Below are 20,248 nucleotides of genomic sequence, written 5' to 3' on the forward strand. Positions count from 1 at the left end.
CTATTTATTATGCCGGTGACTGGACTCATGATTTCGGAGATGGCAAGGGCGAAATTCCTGGGGCCTACGGCAAGTGGTTTATTTCATTGAACACCGGTTGGGATGGTATTGGGATACATGGTACCCATGATCCTGCCAGTGTAGGCACCAATGCCTCGGAAGGCTGTATCAGATTGCGCAATCATGATTTGGAGGAATTAAAGGAATTTATTTCCGCAAAAAATGACGGGGTAGGGGTAAATGTAATAATTTTAGAAAATTAATTGAAAATTTTTATGCCTCGGAAGCTATGGTATTAGTGGTATTTATGGACTAGCCGATAATTTATTGGCTAGTTTTATTTTTTTTTAGAAGGATTATGAATGAATTTGTCGAACAAATTCAGCAAGGATGTAATCGATTAGATTTGGTAAAAAAGGAGAGTTTATATGGAAAAAAACCAACTAATTGCTGAAATGAAGAAAATTGTTGGTGAAGACAATGTTCTTTGTTCTGAAGAGGCGCTTTATGCGTATTCATATGATGCAACCCCAGGTCATATTTATATGCCTGATGTTGTGGTATCCCCTGGAAATGTTCAGGAAGTATCTGCAATCATGAAGTTTGCCAATGAGCACAAAATCCCTGTTTATCCAAGAGGGTCCGGGACAAATCTTTCAGCAGGTACTGCACCGCTTAAAGGCGGAATCGTATTGTTGATGCTTAGATTCAACAAAATACTTGATCTTGACCTGGAGAATCTCATTGCTGAGGTTGAGGTGGGTGTCATTGTCCAGGATATCAATGACTATGTAGCACCTCATGGTCTGATTTATCCTCCTGATCCTGGTACTGTAAAAACTGCCAGCCTGGGTGGAACTATCTGTGAAAATTCCGGTGGCCTCCGTGGTCTGAAATATGGTATTACCAAAAACTATGTTCAGGGGCTGGAGGTAGTCTTGGCCAATGGTGATATTATTCATACCGGTGGCAAGAATGTAAAGGATGTTTCCGGATACGATATGACCAAGCTCTTTACAGGCTCTGAAGGTACCCTGGGTATTGTGACCAAGGCATATTTGAAGCTGGTCCCGAAGCCTGAGGCACAGGCCAGCATGATCGCTGTATTTAATACTCTTGAAGATGCGGGCAACGCCGTATCTGATATTATCGCGGCCAAGATTATTCCTGCAACTATGGAAATCCTGGACAACTCATCTATCCGTACAGTTGAGGACTTCATGCATGTAGGTCTTCCTGTGGATGCAGAAGCTATATTGCTTTTGGAGGTTGATGGGCATCCTATCATCGTTGCTGATGAAAAGAAGAAGGTCCTGGAGGTTCTGAAGAAGAACAATGCTGCAGAGGTTACCCTGGCCAAGTCTGCTGAACACAAGGAACAGCTTTGGACTGCACGCCGTATGGCCCTGCCATGCTTGGCCAAGCTCCGTCCTACCACCTTTGTTGAGGACGCCACTGTTCCTAGAAGTAAGCTGACCCAGTTCCTGAAGATCGTTAAGAAGGCCGCCAAGGATTACAATGTAACCATTGGTACCTTTGGCCATGCAGGTGATGGTAATATGCATCCGACTATCGTGTGTGACCTGCGTGACAAGGAAGAAATGGAGCGGGTTCATCAGGCTATGGATGTTATTTTCCGTGGCGCTGTTGAATTGGGTGGTACTCTTTCCGGGGAGCATGGAATCGGACTTGGTAAATTACCATGGATGGAGCTTCAGCATGGTAAGGAAGGTATGAATGCCATGAAGGCTATCAAGCGGGCATTGGATCCAAATCTGATCCTGAATCCTGGCAAGCTGATAGGAGAGTGTTAATATGGCTAATGAAATAACCGCAGATGAGATTAACAAGCAGGATGCCACGCTGCTTAAGGATATAGACGATGCTTTGGCCAATTGCATGAAATGCGGTAATTGCCAGGCAGGATGTCCAATATACCGTGAAACGAAAAAGGAATTTTCAGTAGCCCGCGGTAAGATTTCACTGATGCAGGCTATCCTTAGTGGTAAATTGGAAATCACCAAGGAATTTGATGGCATGATGGCCCAGTGTCTTACCTGTAAGACCTGTGCGGCCAACTGTCCATGCGGTGTGCAGGCAGATGAGCTTATATTGCGCGCCCGCCACGCAACCATAAAGGCCCGTGGCCTCAACCCTATTAAAAAGACGGTATTCAGCCTTCTTTCCAATCGTCCGTTGTTCAATACAGTGCTTCGTATGGGTGGAATGTTTGGCTGGCTGACCTTCAAGGATATACCGGATAAGCATGCTGTATTGTCAAGGCTTCCGGTACCTGGTATGGACCCTAACAGAGCGACTGCTCCATTGGCGTCCACTCCTCTCAGGGCAGAGTATCCGCCGGTAATCAAGGTAGATAACCCTAGGTACAAGGTGGCTTTCTTTACAGGATGTACCATCAATTTTATGTATACAGATATGGGTAAAGCAGTTATCGATGTTCTCAAGGAGAATGATTGTGAGGTAATTCTCCCTGGGGCACAGCATTGCTGTGGTACTCCGGTGCATGTTTCAGGGGCCTTTGAGCTGGCAAATGAAATGGCCAAGCACAATATTGAGGTCTTTGAGAGGTATGAATGCGACTACATTGTAGGGGCTTGTGGCTCCTGTGTAGAGGCGTTGCTGGATTATCCGAAATGGCTGAAGGATGAGCCAGATTGGGCAGCCATGGCACAAAAACTGGCGGATAAGGTTCGTGAAATCAGTCAGTTCCTGGTAGAAACCGGCTATAAAACCGATAATTTGGGAACCATTAACAAGACCGTTACCATGCACGATCCATGTCATATGGTCCGTGGTATTCATGTAACCGAGCAGCCTAGGGAGATCCTGAAGGCCATTCCGGGAGTGAATTTCGTTGAAATGAATGAGCATGACCGCTGCTGCGGATCCGGAGGTTCCTTCAGTTTGGCCCATTATGAGTTGTCCCGTCAGATAAATGACAGAAAATGTGAGAATATCAAGGCTACCAATGCAGATTATGTATGTGCCAGCTGTCCAAGCTGCCGCATGCACATAACTGATGGTATTGTGCAGAATAAGATGCCGCAGGTAGTGTATCATCCAATCCAGCTTTTGGCAGAGTCATACAGGCTGGGGAAACAGCAGTAAATAATTTGTAAAGTAAAAAAGCCGGCTGATTTGGGGGGGTACCTCAATTCAGCTGGCTTTTTAGTGCAAAACAATATACGCCGCTAATTAACGACTTGTTTGTGGAAGCAAAAATTGATTATCGGCAGCAGTGGATTTCTGCCGATAGACGATTTATGAAATGCTGATTTCATCAAGCTGTTTTCCATCCGGCAGGAAACAGCGAAGTGTTATTTCACTGTCACTTACATCCATGATGAGATAATTATCTGTCTCTGGCTGCGGTGCTACCACCTTGTCCAGAGCGTGGTCGGTCCACAGGTTATCATAACGGACATTTCCGGATAAGCCGCACAAAAGGTATAACGGCCCATGGGCATTGTGTTCGCCTTGCAATATATGGCCTCGGTTGCGGTAGGTGTGCAGATGCCCTGTGAGAACTATGTTCACATGATGCTTTTCAAACAAAGGCATCAAAAGAATTCCCTCCGGTGAAAAGCCTTCCTTTCTTTCAGGTATACGGGAAATGCGGTATTGAAGAACATCCCGGTGCATTAAGACAATCTTCCACTTCTGTTTTGTGGTATTCAGGTCATTTTCCAGCCATTTTAACTGTTCTTCCATCAGACCCGGGCGAATATCCCTGATTTCCTCCTCCTGGGTATTGATGACCGTGAAATGTACCTGCCCGTAATCAAAGGAGTAGTAGTATCGGCCAAACCCGGTGCTTTTGTTGTCAGGAACCTCAAAATAGTTCAGGTAGCCTTCAGGCAGGCGTTCCTGCCAGTTACGGTCGTAGCATTCATGATTGCCCATAACAGGTGCAAAGGGGATTTTATCAATGATACCGTCAAGGGCACTGAACCATGCCCGCCATTGACTGCTGTCCTCTCCGTTATCTACCAGATCACCAAGGTTGGTGAAAATTTCAGCTTCAGGATGACGCTTTATGGCATTTTGGGCTACATTACGCCAATCACTGTAATCGCTGGATTGTGAATCGGTGAAAATCAGCATGGAAAACTTTGACTTATCCTCTGCTGAGGTCCTGAAAGGATACCAGTCGCTTTGGGCATCACCATCCCTGATGGAGAATTCATAGGCTGTATCAGGGTTCAGATTATCCATCACAGCAGAATACTGACGGTGATTTTCCCCGTCATCAGTAAAGGAAACATCCTTTGGGACAAATAGCTGTCTTATGGAACTTTCAGCCTGTCCCCGCAGGCAGACCTGTGGATTTGTCATGGGGCTTTCAGCGGCCCACATTATCCTTCTGGTGTGGTTATTGTCCTCTGTGACAAGCTGACGCAGGTATTGAGTCTGTTTGTCCTGTAACAGGTTTCGGGCCTGAGTCTCCAGGTCGCGTCCCAATGGGGTCTTTCTGAGCCCCCAGAGACTGCCCCCGGCAACTATAGCAGCTGTGCCTGCAAGTAGTCTTATAAAATTACGCCGTGAGATTTTTTTGTTTTTTGTCATTGGTTACCAGTCCTGTTATGTATGTGAAATTCCTTTAGACTTATTTAACAGGCACAAGGGAACTTTAGTCAAGTATATTTTTGATAAAAATGTATGTGTAATCCATTGTTGTATAGGAGTATTTTTGATAAAATATATTCATGTGTAAGATTAATTCCTAAAATATATCAACGCAATTGCGTGAGCTGCATATGGAATGATAGGAGAAATGTGTTATGATGCGTGCATTGTATACAGGGCGTTTGGGAATAAAAAATCATCAGACCAAGATGGATGTTGTAGGCAACAATATCTCCAATGTTAATACAGTAGGTTTTAAATCCGGGCGCACGACTTTTTCTGATATGCTTTCGCAAACCCTGAAAAATGCTGCCGCTCCTACTGGTACAGTTGGCAGTACCAATCCTCTCCAGATAGGTTTGGGGGTTAATCTGTCCAGTGTGGATACAATTTTCAAAAATGGTGCACCTGTTACTACAGATAAAAACACTGATCTGTGCTTATCCGGGGAAGGGTTGTTCATAGTAAGAGGTGGGAATGAAACTTATTATACCCGTGATGGTGCTTTTGCTTTTGATGGCGAGGGCAATTATGTGCTTCCGGGAACCGGACATTATGTTCAGGGATGGATGGCTGCTGACGGAGTAATCAATGCTTCCGGTTCAGTGGGGGATATCAAGGTTCAGAAGGGGCAGATTATGCCTGCCAAGGCTACGGATTTAGTAAGCTATTTCTATAATTTGGATGCTGAACTGCCTGTAGTAACCGGAATAAGTGGCGGCGAGCAGGTGAACACAACCATTCTGGTGTCCGATGTAAGTGAGGATAATCCATTACCGGTTGAATTTGGCGGCAAGCAATATGCTGTTGTGGGGATTTCCGGTAATTTGGACAGCAGTAAGACCTGGAGTGCCAAGGAGGATATCAAACTTGGCGATACGACTGCAGAGTGGGTGAATGAAGATGGCGATGTTGTAACTGCAAAATTGTCCCCTGCAGCGACCTTTGAAAGTGACAAGGGAGCCATATTGACAGTACCGCAGTCAATTCTTACCAAGAGCAGTGTAACTGAGACTTATCCGCTTATTGCCCGGATTGATGGCAAAAGCTTTACCGTAGTTGGCATTGACAAGAACCTGGATTATACCAAAAACTGGCAGGTAAAGGCTGGTGGAGCAACTGCCGGCAGCGATACGATTACTATAACAGACGGAACTGATGACCTGGTGCTGACACTTGACTCACCTTTGGAGGAAAGCCTTGGTGTAACACAGGTTGCGATTACGGTGTCTTCTACCGTTGCCAGCAAGGATTCACCGGCGCTTATTACCCTTAGTAACGGTACCGTCGTCACTGCAACGGAAGGCTCATATAAAATCGGTAACAGCATGCCTGTCACTACTACGGTCACAGTTTATGACAGTACCGGCTCTACCCATAAGATTCCTGTATATTTTGTTCGGGAAGGCAATGAAAGTACTTCAAATAAATGGCTTGTATCCCTGACGCCTGATGCCTCTGTAACAAAGGGGCAGACCACCACAACAGAGCTTGTTGATGCTGAAGGAAATACAATAACAGCATCTTTACCTGTGGCTGAGATTCAGTTTGATTCCCAGGGTAACCTGGTCACGGATTCCGAGGGTGATGTTCAGGGCACCATTACCCTTTCCGGAGGAACTGCCGATCAGAATGTTACTGTAGATTTTTCTGCATTGACTCAATATGCAGGCAGCACTACCATTAGTTCTTCAGGTAACGGTAATACTGAAGGAATCCTGACCGAAGTCCAGCTGGATTCCTCCGGTACCATTGTAGGCATTTATTCCAACAATGTGCGCCGTGCTGAGGCCCAGGTTGCAGTAGCACAATTTTCAAATCCGGCAGGATTACTTAAAAATGGTACCAGCTTTTACAAGGTGAGTGCCAATTCAGGGACACCTGTTGTTGATCAGGCAAATAAATTGGGAGTCGTCATGACTCCGGGGGCCTTGGAGATGTCCAATGTGAGCCTTGCCAATGAATTCGCCGAGATGATTATAACCCAGCGGGGATTCCAGTCTAATGCCAAAATCGTAACTGTTGGTGATGAGATGATTGAAACCGCTGTAAATATGAAGCGTTAAAGTGTTAGCGCTCCTGAAGTGCATTTTTCTGAAAACCATCCTTTATCCGGGATGGTTTTTGTTTTGGGCCCAATAATCATCTGACAAATAAAAAAAGTCTTTGTGTTGCTTAAATTTTCTAAAAGTAATAACATATTAACTATAGTTATTGTCCTGGAAGCAGGGGTGGTCTTATTTCAGTTATTGATGAAATTGAAGCAAAACAGAATATTACCATGGACCAGCTTCTATATCTGCTGGAGGGAAATGAAGCTGAGTACCTCCGGGACCGGGCATGGGCAGTACGCAGCCGTATATATGGCAATGCTGTTTACATCCGTGGCCTTATTGAGTTTACAAATCATTGTCGCAATAATTGTTATTATTGTGGCATACGCCGTGGGAATTCCCATGCTGTCAGATACCGCCTCAGTGACGAGGAGATTATGGAATGCTGCCATCTGGGGTATGGCCTGGGATACCGTACCTTTGTACTTCAGGGGGGAGAGGATCCTTACTATACTGATAACAGGATTTGTAAGCTGATAAAAAGTATCAGAGACAAATTCCCTGATTGTGCAATAACCCTTTCCATTGGAGAAAAAAACAGGGAAAGCTACCAAAGGTATTTTGAGGCCGGGGCTGACAGGTATCTTTTGCGTCATGAAACTGCAGATATGACACATTACGGCAAACTGCATCCTCCGGAGCTGTCTCTTTCCAACCGTATGGAATGTCTGAGAAATTTGAAGGAGATTGGTTATCAGGTGGGAGCAGGCTTTATGGTGGGGTCACCGGGTCAGACTGCCAGAACCTTATATAAGGATTTGCAGTTTTTGCGTGAACTCGACCCCCATATGGTTGGCATAGGTCCGTTCATACCGCAGCATGATACTCCCTTTGGTAATTGTGCCGCCGGTAAGGCGGAAATGACAGTTACCCTGCTGGCGATTGTCAGGTTGTTGTTGCCCCATGTCCTTTTGCCGGCTACCACCGCATTGGGCACCATTGAGCACCAGGGGCGTGAAAGAGGACTGCTGGCAGGGGCCAATGTTATTATGCCAAATCTCTCCCCCAAGGGGGTAAGGAAAAAATATACCTTATATGATAATAAAATATGTACAGGTGAGGAAGCTGCAGAGGGACTGGAGGGCCTGAAAAAAAGTGTGGAAGGTATCGGCTGCAAAATTGTTTGCGACCGTGGAGATTACAGATTGTAGGTGAACGCTATGTATGACATGAAATCAATGAAGGCCGAGGAGTTTATTTCCGATGAGGAAATACAGGAAACACTGAGGTATGCAGATGAAAACAAGGATAATATGGAAGTCGTTGATGCGATAATTGCCAAGGCGAAACTCGGTAAGGGCCTTGACCATCGTGAGGCTTCAGTACTGCTGGCCTGTGACAATGAGGAAAAGCTGCAGGAGATTTATGCACTTGCAAGACAGATCAAGGAGGATTATTATGGCAACCGTATAGTGCTGTTCGCTCCGCTGTACCTGTCCAATTACTGTGTCAATGGATGCCTGTATTGTCCGTATCATGCCAGGAACAAGCATATTTCCAGGAAAAAGCTGACACAGGATGAAATCCGTCGGGAGGTCATAGCACTACAGGATATGGGGCATAAACGGCTGGCCATAGAGCTGGGGGAGGATCCGGTCAATAATCCTATAGAGTATGTGCTGGAATCCATCAATACAATTTACAATATAAAGCATAAAAATGGTGCCATCCGTCGGGTTAATGTGAATATTGCCGCTACCACAGTGGAAAATTACAAAAAACTCCATGAGGCGGGGATAGGTACCTATATCCTGTTCCAGGAGACCTATAACAAAACAGCTTATGAAAAGCTGCACCCTACCGGGCCAAAGCATGATTATGCCTATCATACTGAAGCCATGGACCGCGCTCAGGCAGGTGGAATTGATGATGTAGGACTGGGTGTGCTTTTTGGTCTGGAAATGTACCGCTATGAATTTGCCGGCATCCTGATGCACGCGGAGCATCTGGAAGCTGTTCATGGTGTGGGACCGCATACCATAAGTGTTCCAAGGGTAAAGAGAGCTGATGATATTGATCCTGAGGCCTTTGATAACGGAATAAGTGACGAGATATTTGAAAAAATCATTGCCCTTATCCGTGTGGCAGTGCCTTATACCGGGATGATTATTTCCACCCGTGAGGGTAAGGCAGTGAGGGAAAAGGCTCTGGAGCTGGGTATTTCCCAAATCAGTGGGGCTTCCCGTACCAGCGTTGGAGGCTATGTGGAGGATGAGCCGGAGGATGATAATTCTGCCCAGTTTGATGTCAGTGACCGGAGAACCCTGGATGAGGTGCTGAACTGGCTGATTACATTGGGCTATGTACCTAGCTTCTGTACGGCCTGTTATAGAGAGGGACGCACCGGAGACCGGTTTATGTCCCTGTGCAAGAGCAAGCAGATTCTAAACTGCTGTCACCCAAATGCCCTTATGACACTGAAGGAATATTTGGAAGACTATGCCAGTGATGATACTAAGGCCAAGGGCCTGGCCATGATTGAACGGGAGCTGGAAACAATCCCAAATGAGAAGGTAAGGCGAATCGCCGCAGAACATCTGGCTGATATCAGTAACGGTAAAAGGGATTTTAGGTTTTAATATGGGCGAGCTGAATACAACACCAAATGCCAATAGGCTTCATATAGGAATTTTTGGCCGGACAAACAGTGGCAAGTCATCGCTGATCAATCTCATCACCGGGCAAAATACCTCCATTGTATCAGAGGTTCCGGGGACTACGACTGACCCGGTGTATAAGGCCATGGAAATAAATCCCCTGGGGGCCTGTGTCATTATTGATACCCCGGGCATAGAGGACAATACTGTCCTGGGGGAGCAGAGGCTGGAAAAAACCAAATTGGCCATGGACAAAGCAGATTTGGCCGTATTGGTATTTGCTGACAATGAAACAACAGGCTTTGATGGGGAATATGAGCTTTTATCAGTTTTTCATAAACGAAATATTCCTGTTTTGTGTATCATTAATTCCTTTGATAATATTGATAAAGCAGATATCAAGGACAAAATCCTGTCAAGGATGAATGAAAATAGGGATGTGTTGTTAAAGGTTAATTGCAATGCTCCCGGTAATGCTGCCGATCGGGATAAAATCCGCATGGCTCTTTCCAAAATGATGCCTGAGGATTATGATGAGGCCTTTATTACCGGTGATCTGGTAAGGGAAGGGGATCTGGTACTGCTGGTGATGCCCCAGGATATCCAGGCCCCTAAAAGGCGCCTTATATTACCACAGGTACAGACTATCCGGGAGCTTTTGGACAGAAAATGTACGGTGGTTTCTACCACTACGGATAAACTTGAGGTTACCTTATCCTATCTCAGGGAAGCACCTCAGCTTATTATTACGGATTCCCAGGCTTTTAAAACGGTATATGAGCACAAGCCGGCTAACAGCAGGCTGACCTCGTTTTCTGTATTGTTCGCGGCATATAAAGGGGATTTACCTTACTATACTGAAGGGGCAAGGTTTATCGACAGGCTGACAGAGGCTTCAAGGGTTTTAATTGCTGAGTGCTGTACCCATGCACCACTGACTGAAGATATAGGCAGGGTGAAAATTCCCCGGATGCTGCGCAAAAGGTTTGGGGAAAAGCTGCAGGTGGATATGGTAAGTGGCACTGATTTTCCGGAGGATCCCTCGGGATATGACCTGATAATTCAGTGTGGTGGCTGCATGTTTAATCGGCAGTATGTTCTTACCAGGATTCAGAGAGCAAAGGATGCCGGGGTGCCGATGACCAATTATGGGGTAACCATTGCTCATTTGACAGGGATACTGGATAAGATAGTGATGTGATATTGTATTGTCCGTCGAGAATCTGAGCTGTAGACGGAGGTGCTTTGGTACCTGTATGAATTAGGCTGCAATTCAGCAAAAGTATAAAATTATAGCTGGATAATGCCTATTTTATAGAAAAAGTTAATTGTTTCATAAAAAGATAGTATTTTATTATTTATCATAACATGGTAAAATAATAAACATAGATTATTGTTCGAATTTTGTGACAATTGTGTGTTATCAAGGATTATTTTTTGGGGGAGTATGAGTATGAGCGACAAGATTTCGCGGCGCAATTTTTTAAAGGTTGTGGCCGGATCAGGCGTACTTGGCTTCGGGGTAATGGCTACCGGCTGTAAGGGCAAACCTTCCGGTGGCGAAGGCTGGGTATCTGGTCAGTATGAGGGAAAGGGGGATTTCCCTGTTAATCTCAAGGGGCGTGTTGCCATAAGCAAGCTTAATCCGTCCATTGAGCGTGATGATGAAAAGTGTATTCTTTGTGGACAGTGCGTGGATGCCTGCAAGAATGTAATGGGAGTATATGGCAATTTCCCTCTACCTCTGAAGCAGGAAGTGGCCTGTGTGCATTGTGGGCAATGTGTTATGCAGTGCCCATCCGGTGCAATTACAGAAAAAAGCCATGTGCAAAAGGTATTGGATGCCATTGATGATGATACCAAACATGTAGTGGTACAGACTGCTCCTGCTACCAAGGTTTCCCTGGGAGAGGAATTCGGGATGCCACAGGGAACCAGCATCGGCAAGAAAATGGTCGGGGCCTTGAAGGCTGCGGGATTTGATTCTGTGTTTGATACCTGTTTTGCTGCCGATCTTACCATTATGGAGGAAGCTGCTGAATTCGTGCATCGTCTCACTGAAAAGAAGGATGAAATACCACATTTGACCTCCTGCTGCCCGGGATGGGTAAAGTATTGTGAGTATTTTTATCCTGAACTGATGCATAATCTGTCTACCTGCAAGTCTCCGCAGAATATGCTTGGTGCAACCATCAAATCTTTTTATGCCAATAAGGTGGGGATTGATCCTGCAAATATAGTCAATGTCTCCATCATGCCGTGTACTGCCAAGAAGTTTGAGATTGCCCGTGAAGAGCTTCAGGTGGATGATCAGCGGGATATGGACTTTGTTCTTACTACCCGTGAACTTGCTGTATTACTGAAGAAAAAGGGTATCAATCTGAATAATGTTCCTGATGAGGAGTACGATTCCGTGCTGGGGGAATCAACCGGTGCCGGGCGTATTTTTGGAGCCACCGGTGGCGTTACCGAGGCTGCTGTCCGTACAGCGTATTATTTTGCCACCGGGACAAATCCGCCGGCTGACCTTCTTTCCTGGACTCCTGTCCGTGGCATGAAGGCTGTGAAGGAAGCCACAGCAAGTATTCCTGGCGTTGGTTCAGTAAATATAGCGGTCTGTCACGGACTGGAAAATGCCCGGAAGCTGCTGGATGGTGTCAAGGCCAATGGCAGTAAATGGCAGTTTATTGAGTTTATGGCCTGCCCTGGAGGCTGCATAGGTGGCGGTGGACAGCCTAAGGCTATGGATGCCATTGGGGCAAAGCAAAAAAGGATTGAAGCCATTTATAAAGAGGATGTTGTCTCAGAGAAGAGATGCAGCCACGATAATGGCGAAATTCAGTTCGTCTATAAAAACTTCTTCGGCAAGCCTCTCAGTGAAAAGGCTGAGAAATACTTGCATACAACCTTTGTCGATCGGCACAGCCGGTTGTTTGATTGAGAAGGGGTGATATAGATGGCTGTATTAGTAGATATTACAAAATGTATAGGATGCGAAGGGTGCACTGTCGCCTGTAAGCGTTATAATCAATTGAATTTTAAGGCTAAGCCCCGCAATGTAAAAGATGGCCGTGTTGAGCTTGATGATAACCGTTGGACGGTTATTCAGGAATTCCAGGGGAAGGACAAGGACAAGCTGCGCTTTGTAAAAAAGCAATGCCTGCACTGTCTGGAACCTGCCTGCGCATCAGCCTGCTTCTCCAAGGCCATACAAAAGGATAAGAAAACAGGTGCAGTGGTTTATTATCCTGATTTGTGTGTAGGTTGCCGTTATTGCCTTGTGGCCTGTCCGTATTCCATTCCAAAGTATCAGTGGGAGGAGCAGTTCCCTCAGGTTTCCAAATGTCAGATGTGTTCCGAGCGCCAGACTAATGGGGATGCCCCGGTATGTGTTGCTGCATGTACCACCGGTGCCCTGACCTCCGGAACCAGGGAGGAGCTTCTGAAGAAAGCCCATGAAATTATCGATTCTGATCCCCGCTATGTGAAGCATATCTATGGTGAGCATGAGGTAGGCGGTGCGGAATGGCTGTACATATCGGATGTTCCTTTTGAGGAATTAGGCTTTAAGACTGTCAGCGATACTCCGGTGACAGATTACACCAAGAGCTACCTGTCCAAGGTTCCTGGCTTTGCTGCGGCTTGGGCATTATTCCTTACCGGTCTTGCTGTTTATAATCATCGTGTGGAAAAGAACAGAAAAGCAAACGATGAAGATGAGCAGGGGAAGGAGGAATAATCATGAGGATATATAAGTGTTTTAGAATTTTAGGCTGGGATTTTACTATTACTCCTACGCGATTTGTTCTGACAGGCTTTGTCTTTCTGATGGTAGCCACCGTGCTGCTTCGCCTTCTCACCGGTTTTCAGTATGTTACCAATCTTACTGACGAAACACCATGGGGCTTGTGGATTGCCTTTGATGTAATGTGTGGTGTAGCCTTGGCCGGTGGAGGATACTCAACGGCCCTGCTGGTGAGTATGTTCCGATATAAGCAATATGGGATTGTGGCCAGGGGAGCCCTGCTGACATCCCTGCTGGGCTATATACTGGTTATGGCCGGGTTGTTTCTGGACATAGGGCAGTGGTTCAACTTCTGGCGGCCTTTTGTGTCATGGGGATATACCTCGGTGCTCTTTGAGGTTTTCTGGTGTATTTCCATTTATACCACTATCCTCAGTGTGGAGTTTTTTGAAATAATCACCGAGCGTGTGCTGGTGAAGAAACTGCATAAATATGTGGTGAAGATATTGCCGGTACTGATAGTTATCGGTCTGGTATTCCCGGTACTTCATCAATCCTCATTGGGTGGACTTTTCCTCATTATGAAGGAAAAGATGTTCCCACTCTGGTGGAGTGAATTTTTGCCGGTGTATTTCCTGCTTTCATCCTTCTTTATAGGCTCTGCCATGGTAGCTGTAGAAACCTCCCTGGCAAAAACCGCCTATGGTCATGAAATACCTCATGATATCATGCTCAGCCTGACCAAGGTCGGGGCCCGCATCATGGTGGTTTATCTGGTGATGAAGCTGTATGATATCATCACTCTTGATCAGTGGTCCTATGTATTCCAGGGTACGCTTCAGAGCAATATGTACTGTATTGAAATGCTTTTCGGCATAATAATACCGATATTGATAATATTCAGTCCATTGGGGAAAAAGAAGTGGGGGCTATTGACATATGCCTGGCTTACGGTACTGGGTGTTATTCTTAATCGCCTGAACTGTGTATTTACCTCAATGTATGAATCCGGAGCTTATTTCCCGGGAATAGGCGAGTTTATTGTAAGCATCGGCTTAATCTCCATGGGTGTGCTGATATATTGCTTCCTGGTAGAGAATTTCAATATTCTGGGCAATGAACGGGCTGTTCAGATCAAGATTGACAAGGACAAGGATATAAAGAACCTTATCTGGTCCCTGCTGCGTACCAAGAGACATTAAGGCTGAAGCTTTGCCGGTTGGGTGGATTTCTGCATGTAAGGGAGTGAATATATGCGACATTTTATTACATTGGCAGTGCTGGTGCTGGTGGCTGGATTTTTTACTACAGCCTTTGCCAATACGGCTTTCAAGGAAACAGAAAATCTTGATAGGATGTACGACTGCATAGGCGGGACATGGATTGACCAGAACGGCCACAGGCCGGTGGAAATAACCAATAGTGCCCTTAATGGTGTACGGATTGCTGATGCGGAAAATTTTGTCGGTGATGCTGCTACCGGCAGTGCTACACTGACATTGGCTGACCTGAGTGGAACCAAATTCATGAATGTTTATTGGGCTACTGTGTCCGGCAGGAAAACAATCAGATTAAATGACAGCCTTGTGCTGGCACCTATGAGAGCTGCTGCGTCTCATACGGAAACTGTTGGCGGTCTGTATCTTGATATGAAGATGACTGATTTGCTTGCAAAATATGGGGCAGCCCGTAACCTGACTCCTGCTGAGACCCAGGAAAGATGTGGACTTCTGGTGGGATCCTGGTACTATCAGGATATTGGACTGATAGTTACCTTTGATCCGTGTACCTATACCATTGACAGACTGATTGTTTTGGAAGATAGTGATACAGCCTTCGACAGAAGTATGCTGAATGCCTCATCTGATCTGGACAAATATGTTGGCATATATGGCTGGAAAAATAAGCTGAAAAGCGGTGATGTGGTGTCCATGGGCTCAGGGGAATCCATGAGCTTCAAGTACTACCCGGCGGCTGTAATCCTACAGCTCAGCACATTGGACTAGAGCCTTCGGTACAAGGCTGAATATATCCCATCTTCTTATTTGATGAGGAAACCCACTGAGCAGGGAGCATAATATTAATATGGTATGATATGGCATTGACCTGCTGAAGCTGGTCAATGCCATGTTTTTGTATACTCTTATCCGGGATATTGTGATATAATTTAGAGGATTCAGTAGCTATTTATGGCAGTTCTATATATTTAGTGACAGGAGCATATATGGTAAAAAAAGCCTTTATTTTTGATATGGACGGAGTTATTTACGACAGTGAACCCATACATGCCAAGGCAAAGAAAAAAGTACTGGCCGACGTGGGGATAGATGTAAGTGACCGGCGTCTGGCCACATTTGTAGGACGCAGCAGCAAGGACTTTTATGGTACAATGGTAAAGGAAAACCCGGACTGTAAGGTGTCCTGGCAGGAATTGGCACAGCGCAAGCATAAGCTGTACAAGGAGATGCTGACCAATGACGAATCAGTTACACTTATGCCGGGGTTGAAGGCTTTGCTGGAACGCTTACGGGCCAATGGGTTTGCCATAGGTCTCGGTTCATCATCCACGATGGAGATGATTCAGCTGGTGCTGGAGCGTTTTGAATTAAAGAAATTTTTTGATGTAATGGTCAGTGGTAATGATTTGCCAAGAAGCAAGCCTGATCCACTGATTTTTCTGACTGTTGCCCATGAGTTGGATGTCCTTCCGGAGAATTGTACCGTGATAGATGATGCCACGGCAGGGGTGACAGCGGCCAAGGCGGCGGGAATGTATTGTATAGGGTTTTATAATCCAAATTCCGGCCCCCAGGATCTGAGCAGGGCTGACAGGATAGTGGCCTGCCATGATGAAATTGACATTCACCATTGTATTGAAAGGAGATTATCATGAGTTTACATTTAGCTGCACCACAAGGTGCCATTGCCGAAAGAGTTCTGCTTCCAGGGGATCCGCTTCGTGCGAAGCATATCGCCGAAACATATCTGAAGGAGCCAAAGCTGTACAATGAGATCCGTGGTGCCTTTGGCTACACGGGGGAGTATAAGGGGGTACCGGTATCTGTTCAGGGGACTGGTATGGGAATACCTTCCATAGCTATTTATGTGAATGAGCTCATCAGGGATTATGGTGTAAAAAAATTAATCCGTGTCGGCACCTGTGGCGCCATGCACAATGATATCAAAATGAGGGATGTTGTTATTGCCCAGGGTGCTACTACAGATTCTTCAATCGTGCGCAATGTATTCGGACCTACCATTAACTATGCACCTATTGCAGATTTTAACCTGTTGTGCAAGGCTGTTGAGAGTGCCAAGAAATTAAATATCAGCACAAAGGTCGGAAATATTATTACAGTTGACCGTTTTTATGATGATGAAATAGATAACGAGAAATTGAGTCAATATGGTATTTTGGCTGTGGAAATGGAAACTGCTGCACTTTATATGCTGGCGGCCAAGTACGCAGTACAGGGGTTGGGAATTTTCACTGTCAGTGACCACTTCCTGACCAGGGAGGTAATATCTGCCGAGGAACGCCAGAGCGGCTTTAATGATATGGTTGAAATAGCCCTGGAGACCATTATCAAGGCATAATGAATACTGCGTTGGGACATTCTGTTCCCAATTTTTGTAGCGACAATAAAAAATCTCTTTGAGACTTGATTTCTCAAAGAGATTTTTGTTTATCAATCCCGTGTCCTGGCTGGTCAATCAAGCAGTGCCAGTACAGCTTCCTTTTGTATGTAGCCTATATATTGGTTTGTAACCTTGCCGTTTTTGAAGACATAGAGACTTGGTATGCTTACAATACCATACTGGGATGAAAGGTAAGGCTCCTCGTCTACATTGACTTTGCCGATTTTTATTGAGCCTTCATTTTCATTGGCAATTTCCTCCAGAATTGGTGCCATCATTTTACATGGGCCGCACCAGCTGGCCCAAAAATCAAGAATTACCGGAATATCAGATTCCAGTACCTCCTGTTGGAAATTATCCTTTGTAATCTTTACTTCAGCCATTGTTATTTCCTCCTTTGTATTTTGGTAATTGTATGCATGATGAACATTAAAAAATATTTATTTTATAGGTATTCTATATTTATGTGCCTAATTCCTTGTGAAGAGATATCATTGTTTTAATTTTTCTGCCTGTGGGGGAATATCTCAATGGAATTGGCCGGAAGAAAAAGATATTTTTTTAATAGTTTCTTGATTTTGTATATTAATGGTATAATAACAAGATAGATGCAAGTAATAATATATGAGTTTTTGGCAGCATGAACAGTTAATTTGTACAGTTGAATTCTTAAGGCTGCCACAAGCTTAAATTTTATGGAAAAGGTGATGTATATGAGGTTTGGTAAGGCATGTTCGACATTGGTTGCTGTCATGATAGGTATTGGCAGCATGGTGGGGGTGCAGAATACCGAGGCAGTATCCCGCACTGAGCTGGCAAAGATTTCTGTAAATGCGAATGGCAGTAATTTCAAGTATTGGAACAAGGAAGCTGCTGCCTACAAGCAGCTTACAGGCTATGTAAAGGATGTTACTAATCCTAAGAGTAAAAATTTTATCCCGGTGGAAGACCGCATTGCTGTGTTTGATTTGGATGGTACGATTCTCTGCGAAACTACGCCGTCTTATTTCGAATGGATGATGCACATTCACAGGGCTTTGAATGATCCTAGCTACACTCCTACTGAAAAGGACCGTGCTGATGCTGAGCAGGTAAAAAATGCCGTGGAGCATATAGGTGTTCCTGTGCCTAACAGTGGTCAGGCACAGGCTCAGGCTGCAGTATTTGCCGGTATGACTTTGCCGGAATACGATGCTTATGTAAGGGCCTTTATGGAAACCCCTGCTGAGGGACTTTCAAACCTGAAGCGTGGGGAATCCTTTTACATGCCTATAGTTGAAGTTGTGTCTTATCTGAATGCCAATAAGTTTAAGGTGTTTGTGGTATCAGGTTCTGACAGACAGGCTGTCAGGGTTTTGGTTTCAGATATTATGCCGGTTGATTCAGATAACATAATCGGTACTGATGTTGAGTATTTTGCGTCACATCAGGCTGGTGCTGATGGCCTGGCATACACCTATAAGCCAGGTGATGAGGTAGTCCGTGGTGAATTTATTTTGAAGGACCTGCAGATGAACAAGGTTTCAAATATAGTCAGGGAAATAGGCAAACAGCCGGTTCTGGCTTTTGGAAATTCTACCAGTGATTCAAGTATGCTGAATTACACCATAAATGATAATAAGTACAAGGCCCTGGCTTTTGGTCTCCTTTGTGATGACCTGGTGCGTGAGCGCGGTAATCTGAAATCCGCCGAAAAGATGCGTGCGGCCTGTGAAAAATATGGTTGGACCACCATTTCCATGCGGGATGATTTCAAGACCATTTATGGTGACAATGTCCGCCGTACAGATTAACACACATTTATATCAGGATGCTTTCATGTCCCGTGCAGTTTTTACTGTAAGGTGGTCATAATGTATTTTTGCAAAGGATGAGGATTTTTATGAAGTTGATAAAGACAGCGATTGCCCTGTGTGTATTTTTTGTGAGTACAAGTGCTGTAGCCCTGGCTCATTGGATGCCTGAATCGGAAATGTATATCGGAGGAGTTGGCCATGGATGCACGCTGGAGTATGTAAAGAGTATTTTTGGCGAACCTCAGGAGAAAAAGTGGTTTAATTCAGATGGCTGCAGAGGGGTAAGATATATTTACAATCAGAGCTATAGTGTAACTGCCCGGGTAAAGGATGATGATCCTACCCCTGAAAATAAACTTCAGGTTACAAATGTCAACCTGAAGGGAAGCAATCTGGATACTCCAAGTGGGTTGACTGTTGGTATTCCATATCAGACCGTTGCCGGAATGTTTGGCATGGGGGAGAAAAAGCAGTATACGGATAGGATGTTTTACTATTACAAGCTGGAAAATACCAATCGCTCCATGACCTTTTATGTAAATAATTTCGGGATAATAACTGAGATTATATATGCTGAGGAGTGGTAAGCCTTGATGGGCAGAGTGATTGGTATTGGCGTAGGCCCTGGCGATCCGGAGCTGCTTACCGTAAAGGCAGTTAATGCCATAAAATCAGCTGATGTAATAATTGCACCCAGAACTGAGAAAAAGGAAGGCAGCGTAGCACTGGACATTGCCAGAGGATATATTGGTGAAACAACTCAGGTAATATATCAGATATACCCAATGATAATGGGCTTTGAAAAGGATACCGGTGCCTGGGATGATAATGCCGGTCAAATTATTGAGCTGGTTCAGACAGGAAAACAGGTGGTGTTTCTTACCCTTGGTGACCCGATGTTCTACAGTACATATATTTATATCTTTAACCGTCTGGAAAAGGCTGGTATAGCTGTGGAAACTGTTCCTGGAATTCCGGCTTTTTGTGCCATAGCCAGCCAGTTAGGCCGTTCATCCGTTGAAGGCGATGATATTTTAAGCATTATACCTGCTACTGCTCCGGAAGAAAAAATCAGGCAGGCTTTAGCTGCCTGTGACAGTGCAGTGATCATGAAGGTATCCAAAAATCTTGACAGGATTGCTGAGATGCTTGCTGATACCAATATGCTGGAGGATTCAGTCCTTGTGAGCAGATGCGGCCTGCCTGATCAGGAGGTTATAGAAAATATTGCCACGGAAAAGCACCGCAGACTAAATTATCTTTCTACAATACTGGCCAAGGGGAATATATGAGTGAGTGTATAATACCTGTAGGTTCAGGGAAATAAATGGATGTCTGACCGGTGTCTTGGATAGTTAGTTATACAATACAAGGGGAATGGGTTGATTAAACAACCCATTTTTCTATTTCCGGGATTATTGCTTACCTTGTCCATCCGGAAAACAGATATGATATTTTTCTGTGGCAAAAAATCCGTAAAGGCGGTATAATTCTGTAATATGAGTTTTGTCCGATGTTGACGGGTGCCAGGTCCACCACATCCAAAGGGGATATGGGCACTCATAATGGATTTTTATAACGAGCTTTAAGATGTCCCCTTCCTCTTTAGGTGGGGGAAAACAAACTACAACAGCTGGCGAGCATATCTCCCAGCTCGTTGAAACGCTAATTGGAAGATTTTTCTTCTAAAGAAGAAAAATTTGAACAATG

The 20,248-nt window shown here is 44.9% G+C and carries 18 protein-coding genes; 16 read left to right on the forward strand and 2 right to left on the reverse strand.

The window, feature by feature from the left end; genetic code table 11:
- The 3 genes from K6C05_RS08955 to K6C05_RS08965 all read left to right on the forward strand — a co-directional run.
- A partial coding sequence (locus tag K6C05_RS08955; protein WP_296733823.1) for a L,D-transpeptidase occupies positions 1 to 263 on the forward strand: 263 nt, incomplete at its 5' end.
- A 165-nt stretch (positions 264 to 428) separates the two neighbouring features.
- Positions 429 to 1,814, forward strand: coding sequence for an FAD-linked oxidase C-terminal domain-containing protein (locus K6C05_RS08960; RefSeq protein WP_296733826.1), 1,386 nt, complete (start codon positions 429 to 431; stop codon positions 1,812 to 1,814).
- Position 1,815: 1 nt separating this feature from the next.
- The gene (locus tag K6C05_RS08965) at positions 1,816 to 3,129 is read left to right on the forward strand and encodes a (Fe-S)-binding protein (protein ID WP_296733828.1); all 1,314 of its coding nucleotides are present in this window, start codon (positions 1,816 to 1,818) and stop codon (positions 3,127 to 3,129) included.
- A 153-nt stretch (positions 3,130 to 3,282) separates the two neighbouring features.
- On the opposite strand, the gene K6C05_RS08970 is transcribed toward K6C05_RS08965, so the two are convergent.
- On the reverse strand, positions 3,283 to 4,587 hold the full coding sequence (locus K6C05_RS08970) for a metallophosphoesterase family protein (protein ID WP_296733831.1): 1,305 nt from the start codon (positions 4,585 to 4,587) through the stop codon (positions 3,283 to 3,285).
- 215 nt (positions 4,588 to 4,802) lie between these two features.
- Between K6C05_RS08970 and K6C05_RS08975 the strand changes: the two genes are divergently transcribed.
- The 10 genes from K6C05_RS08975 (at position 4,803) to deoD (ending at position 16,700) form a co-directional block, all read left to right on the forward strand.
- The gene (locus K6C05_RS08975) at positions 4,803 to 6,713 is read left to right on the forward strand and encodes a flagellar hook-basal body complex protein (RefSeq protein ID WP_296733833.1); all 1,911 of its coding nucleotides are present in this window, start codon (positions 4,803 to 4,805) and stop codon (positions 6,711 to 6,713) included.
- Between the two features lie 191 nt (positions 6,714 to 6,904).
- Positions 6,905 to 7,912, forward strand: coding sequence for a [FeFe] hydrogenase H-cluster radical SAM maturase HydE (gene hydE, locus K6C05_RS08980; protein ID WP_296733860.1), 1,008 nt, complete (start codon positions 6,905 to 6,907; stop codon positions 7,910 to 7,912).
- Positions 7,913 to 7,921: 9 nt separating this feature from the next.
- Positions 7,922 to 9,340: a [FeFe] hydrogenase H-cluster radical SAM maturase HydG gene (gene hydG / locus K6C05_RS08985; protein WP_296733836.1), complete on the forward strand. Its 1,419-nt coding sequence runs from the start codon at positions 7,922 to 7,924 to the stop codon at positions 9,338 to 9,340.
- Between the two features lies 1 nt (position 9,341).
- Positions 9,342 to 10,559, forward strand: a complete 1,218-nt coding sequence (gene hydF / locus K6C05_RS08990; protein ID WP_296733838.1) for a [FeFe] hydrogenase H-cluster maturation GTPase HydF — start codon at positions 9,342 to 9,344, stop codon at positions 10,557 to 10,559.
- 252 nt (positions 10,560 to 10,811) lie between these two features.
- Positions 10,812 to 12,299, forward strand: coding sequence for a [FeFe] hydrogenase, group A (locus K6C05_RS08995; protein WP_296733841.1), 1,488 nt, complete (start codon positions 10,812 to 10,814; stop codon positions 12,297 to 12,299).
- 15 nt (positions 12,300 to 12,314) lie between these two features.
- Complete coding sequence (locus tag K6C05_RS09000) at positions 12,315 to 13,097, forward strand: 4Fe-4S dicluster domain-containing protein (protein WP_296733843.1); 783 nt, start codon at positions 12,315 to 12,317, stop codon at positions 13,095 to 13,097.
- Positions 13,098 to 13,099: 2 nt separating this feature from the next.
- Complete coding sequence (nrfD, locus tag K6C05_RS09005; protein ID WP_296733844.1) at positions 13,100 to 14,305, forward strand: NrfD/PsrC family molybdoenzyme membrane anchor subunit; 1,206 nt, start codon at positions 13,100 to 13,102, stop codon at positions 14,303 to 14,305.
- A 51-nt stretch (positions 14,306 to 14,356) separates the two neighbouring features.
- Complete coding sequence (locus tag K6C05_RS09010) at positions 14,357 to 15,109, forward strand: hypothetical protein (RefSeq protein ID WP_296733846.1); 753 nt, start codon at positions 14,357 to 14,359, stop codon at positions 15,107 to 15,109.
- A gap of 218 nt (positions 15,110 to 15,327) precedes the next feature.
- Positions 15,328 to 15,996 (forward strand): HAD family phosphatase, encoded by a 669-nt coding sequence (locus tag K6C05_RS09015; RefSeq protein WP_296733848.1) that lies wholly within the window; start codon positions 15,328 to 15,330, stop codon positions 15,994 to 15,996.
- Positions 15,990 to 16,700: a purine-nucleoside phosphorylase gene (deoD, locus tag K6C05_RS09020; protein ID WP_296733862.1), complete on the forward strand. Its 711-nt coding sequence runs from the start codon at positions 15,990 to 15,992 to the stop codon at positions 16,698 to 16,700. Before K6C05_RS09015 ends, deoD begins: the two co-directional genes overlap by 7 nt.
- Positions 16,701 to 16,813: 113 nt before the next feature.
- Here the strand turns inward: deoD and trxA are convergent, their stop codons facing one another.
- The gene (trxA, locus tag K6C05_RS09025; protein WP_296733850.1) at positions 16,814 to 17,125 is read right to left on the reverse strand and encodes a thioredoxin; all 312 of its coding nucleotides are present in this window, start codon (positions 17,123 to 17,125) and stop codon (positions 16,814 to 16,816) included.
- 312 nt (positions 17,126 to 17,437) lie between these two features.
- Between trxA and K6C05_RS09030 the strand changes: the two genes are divergently transcribed.
- From K6C05_RS09030 to cobI, 3 genes are all read left to right on the forward strand, one after another.
- On the forward strand, positions 17,438 to 18,535 hold the full coding sequence (locus K6C05_RS09030) for an HAD family hydrolase (protein WP_296733852.1): 1,098 nt from the start codon (positions 17,438 to 17,440) through the stop codon (positions 18,533 to 18,535).
- 89 nt (positions 18,536 to 18,624) lie between these two features.
- Positions 18,625 to 19,125 carry a hypothetical protein gene (locus K6C05_RS09035; protein WP_296733854.1) on the forward strand — a complete coding sequence of 167 codons (501 nt, stop codon included), beginning with the start codon at positions 18,625 to 18,627 and terminating at the stop codon, positions 19,123 to 19,125.
- Positions 19,126 to 19,131: 6 nt separating this feature from the next.
- On the forward strand, positions 19,132 to 19,830 hold the full coding sequence (gene cobI / locus K6C05_RS09040; protein ID WP_296733857.1) for a precorrin-2 C(20)-methyltransferase: 699 nt from the start codon (positions 19,132 to 19,134) through the stop codon (positions 19,828 to 19,830).
- The last annotated feature ends 418 nt before the right edge of the window (positions 19,831 to 20,248 follow it).

Origin of the sequence: Anaerovibrio sp. (assembly GCF_024697385.1) — a bacterium.
In the GTDB taxonomy this organism is placed as follows: Bacteria; Bacillota; Negativicutes; order Selenomonadales; family Selenomonadaceae; genus Anaerovibrio.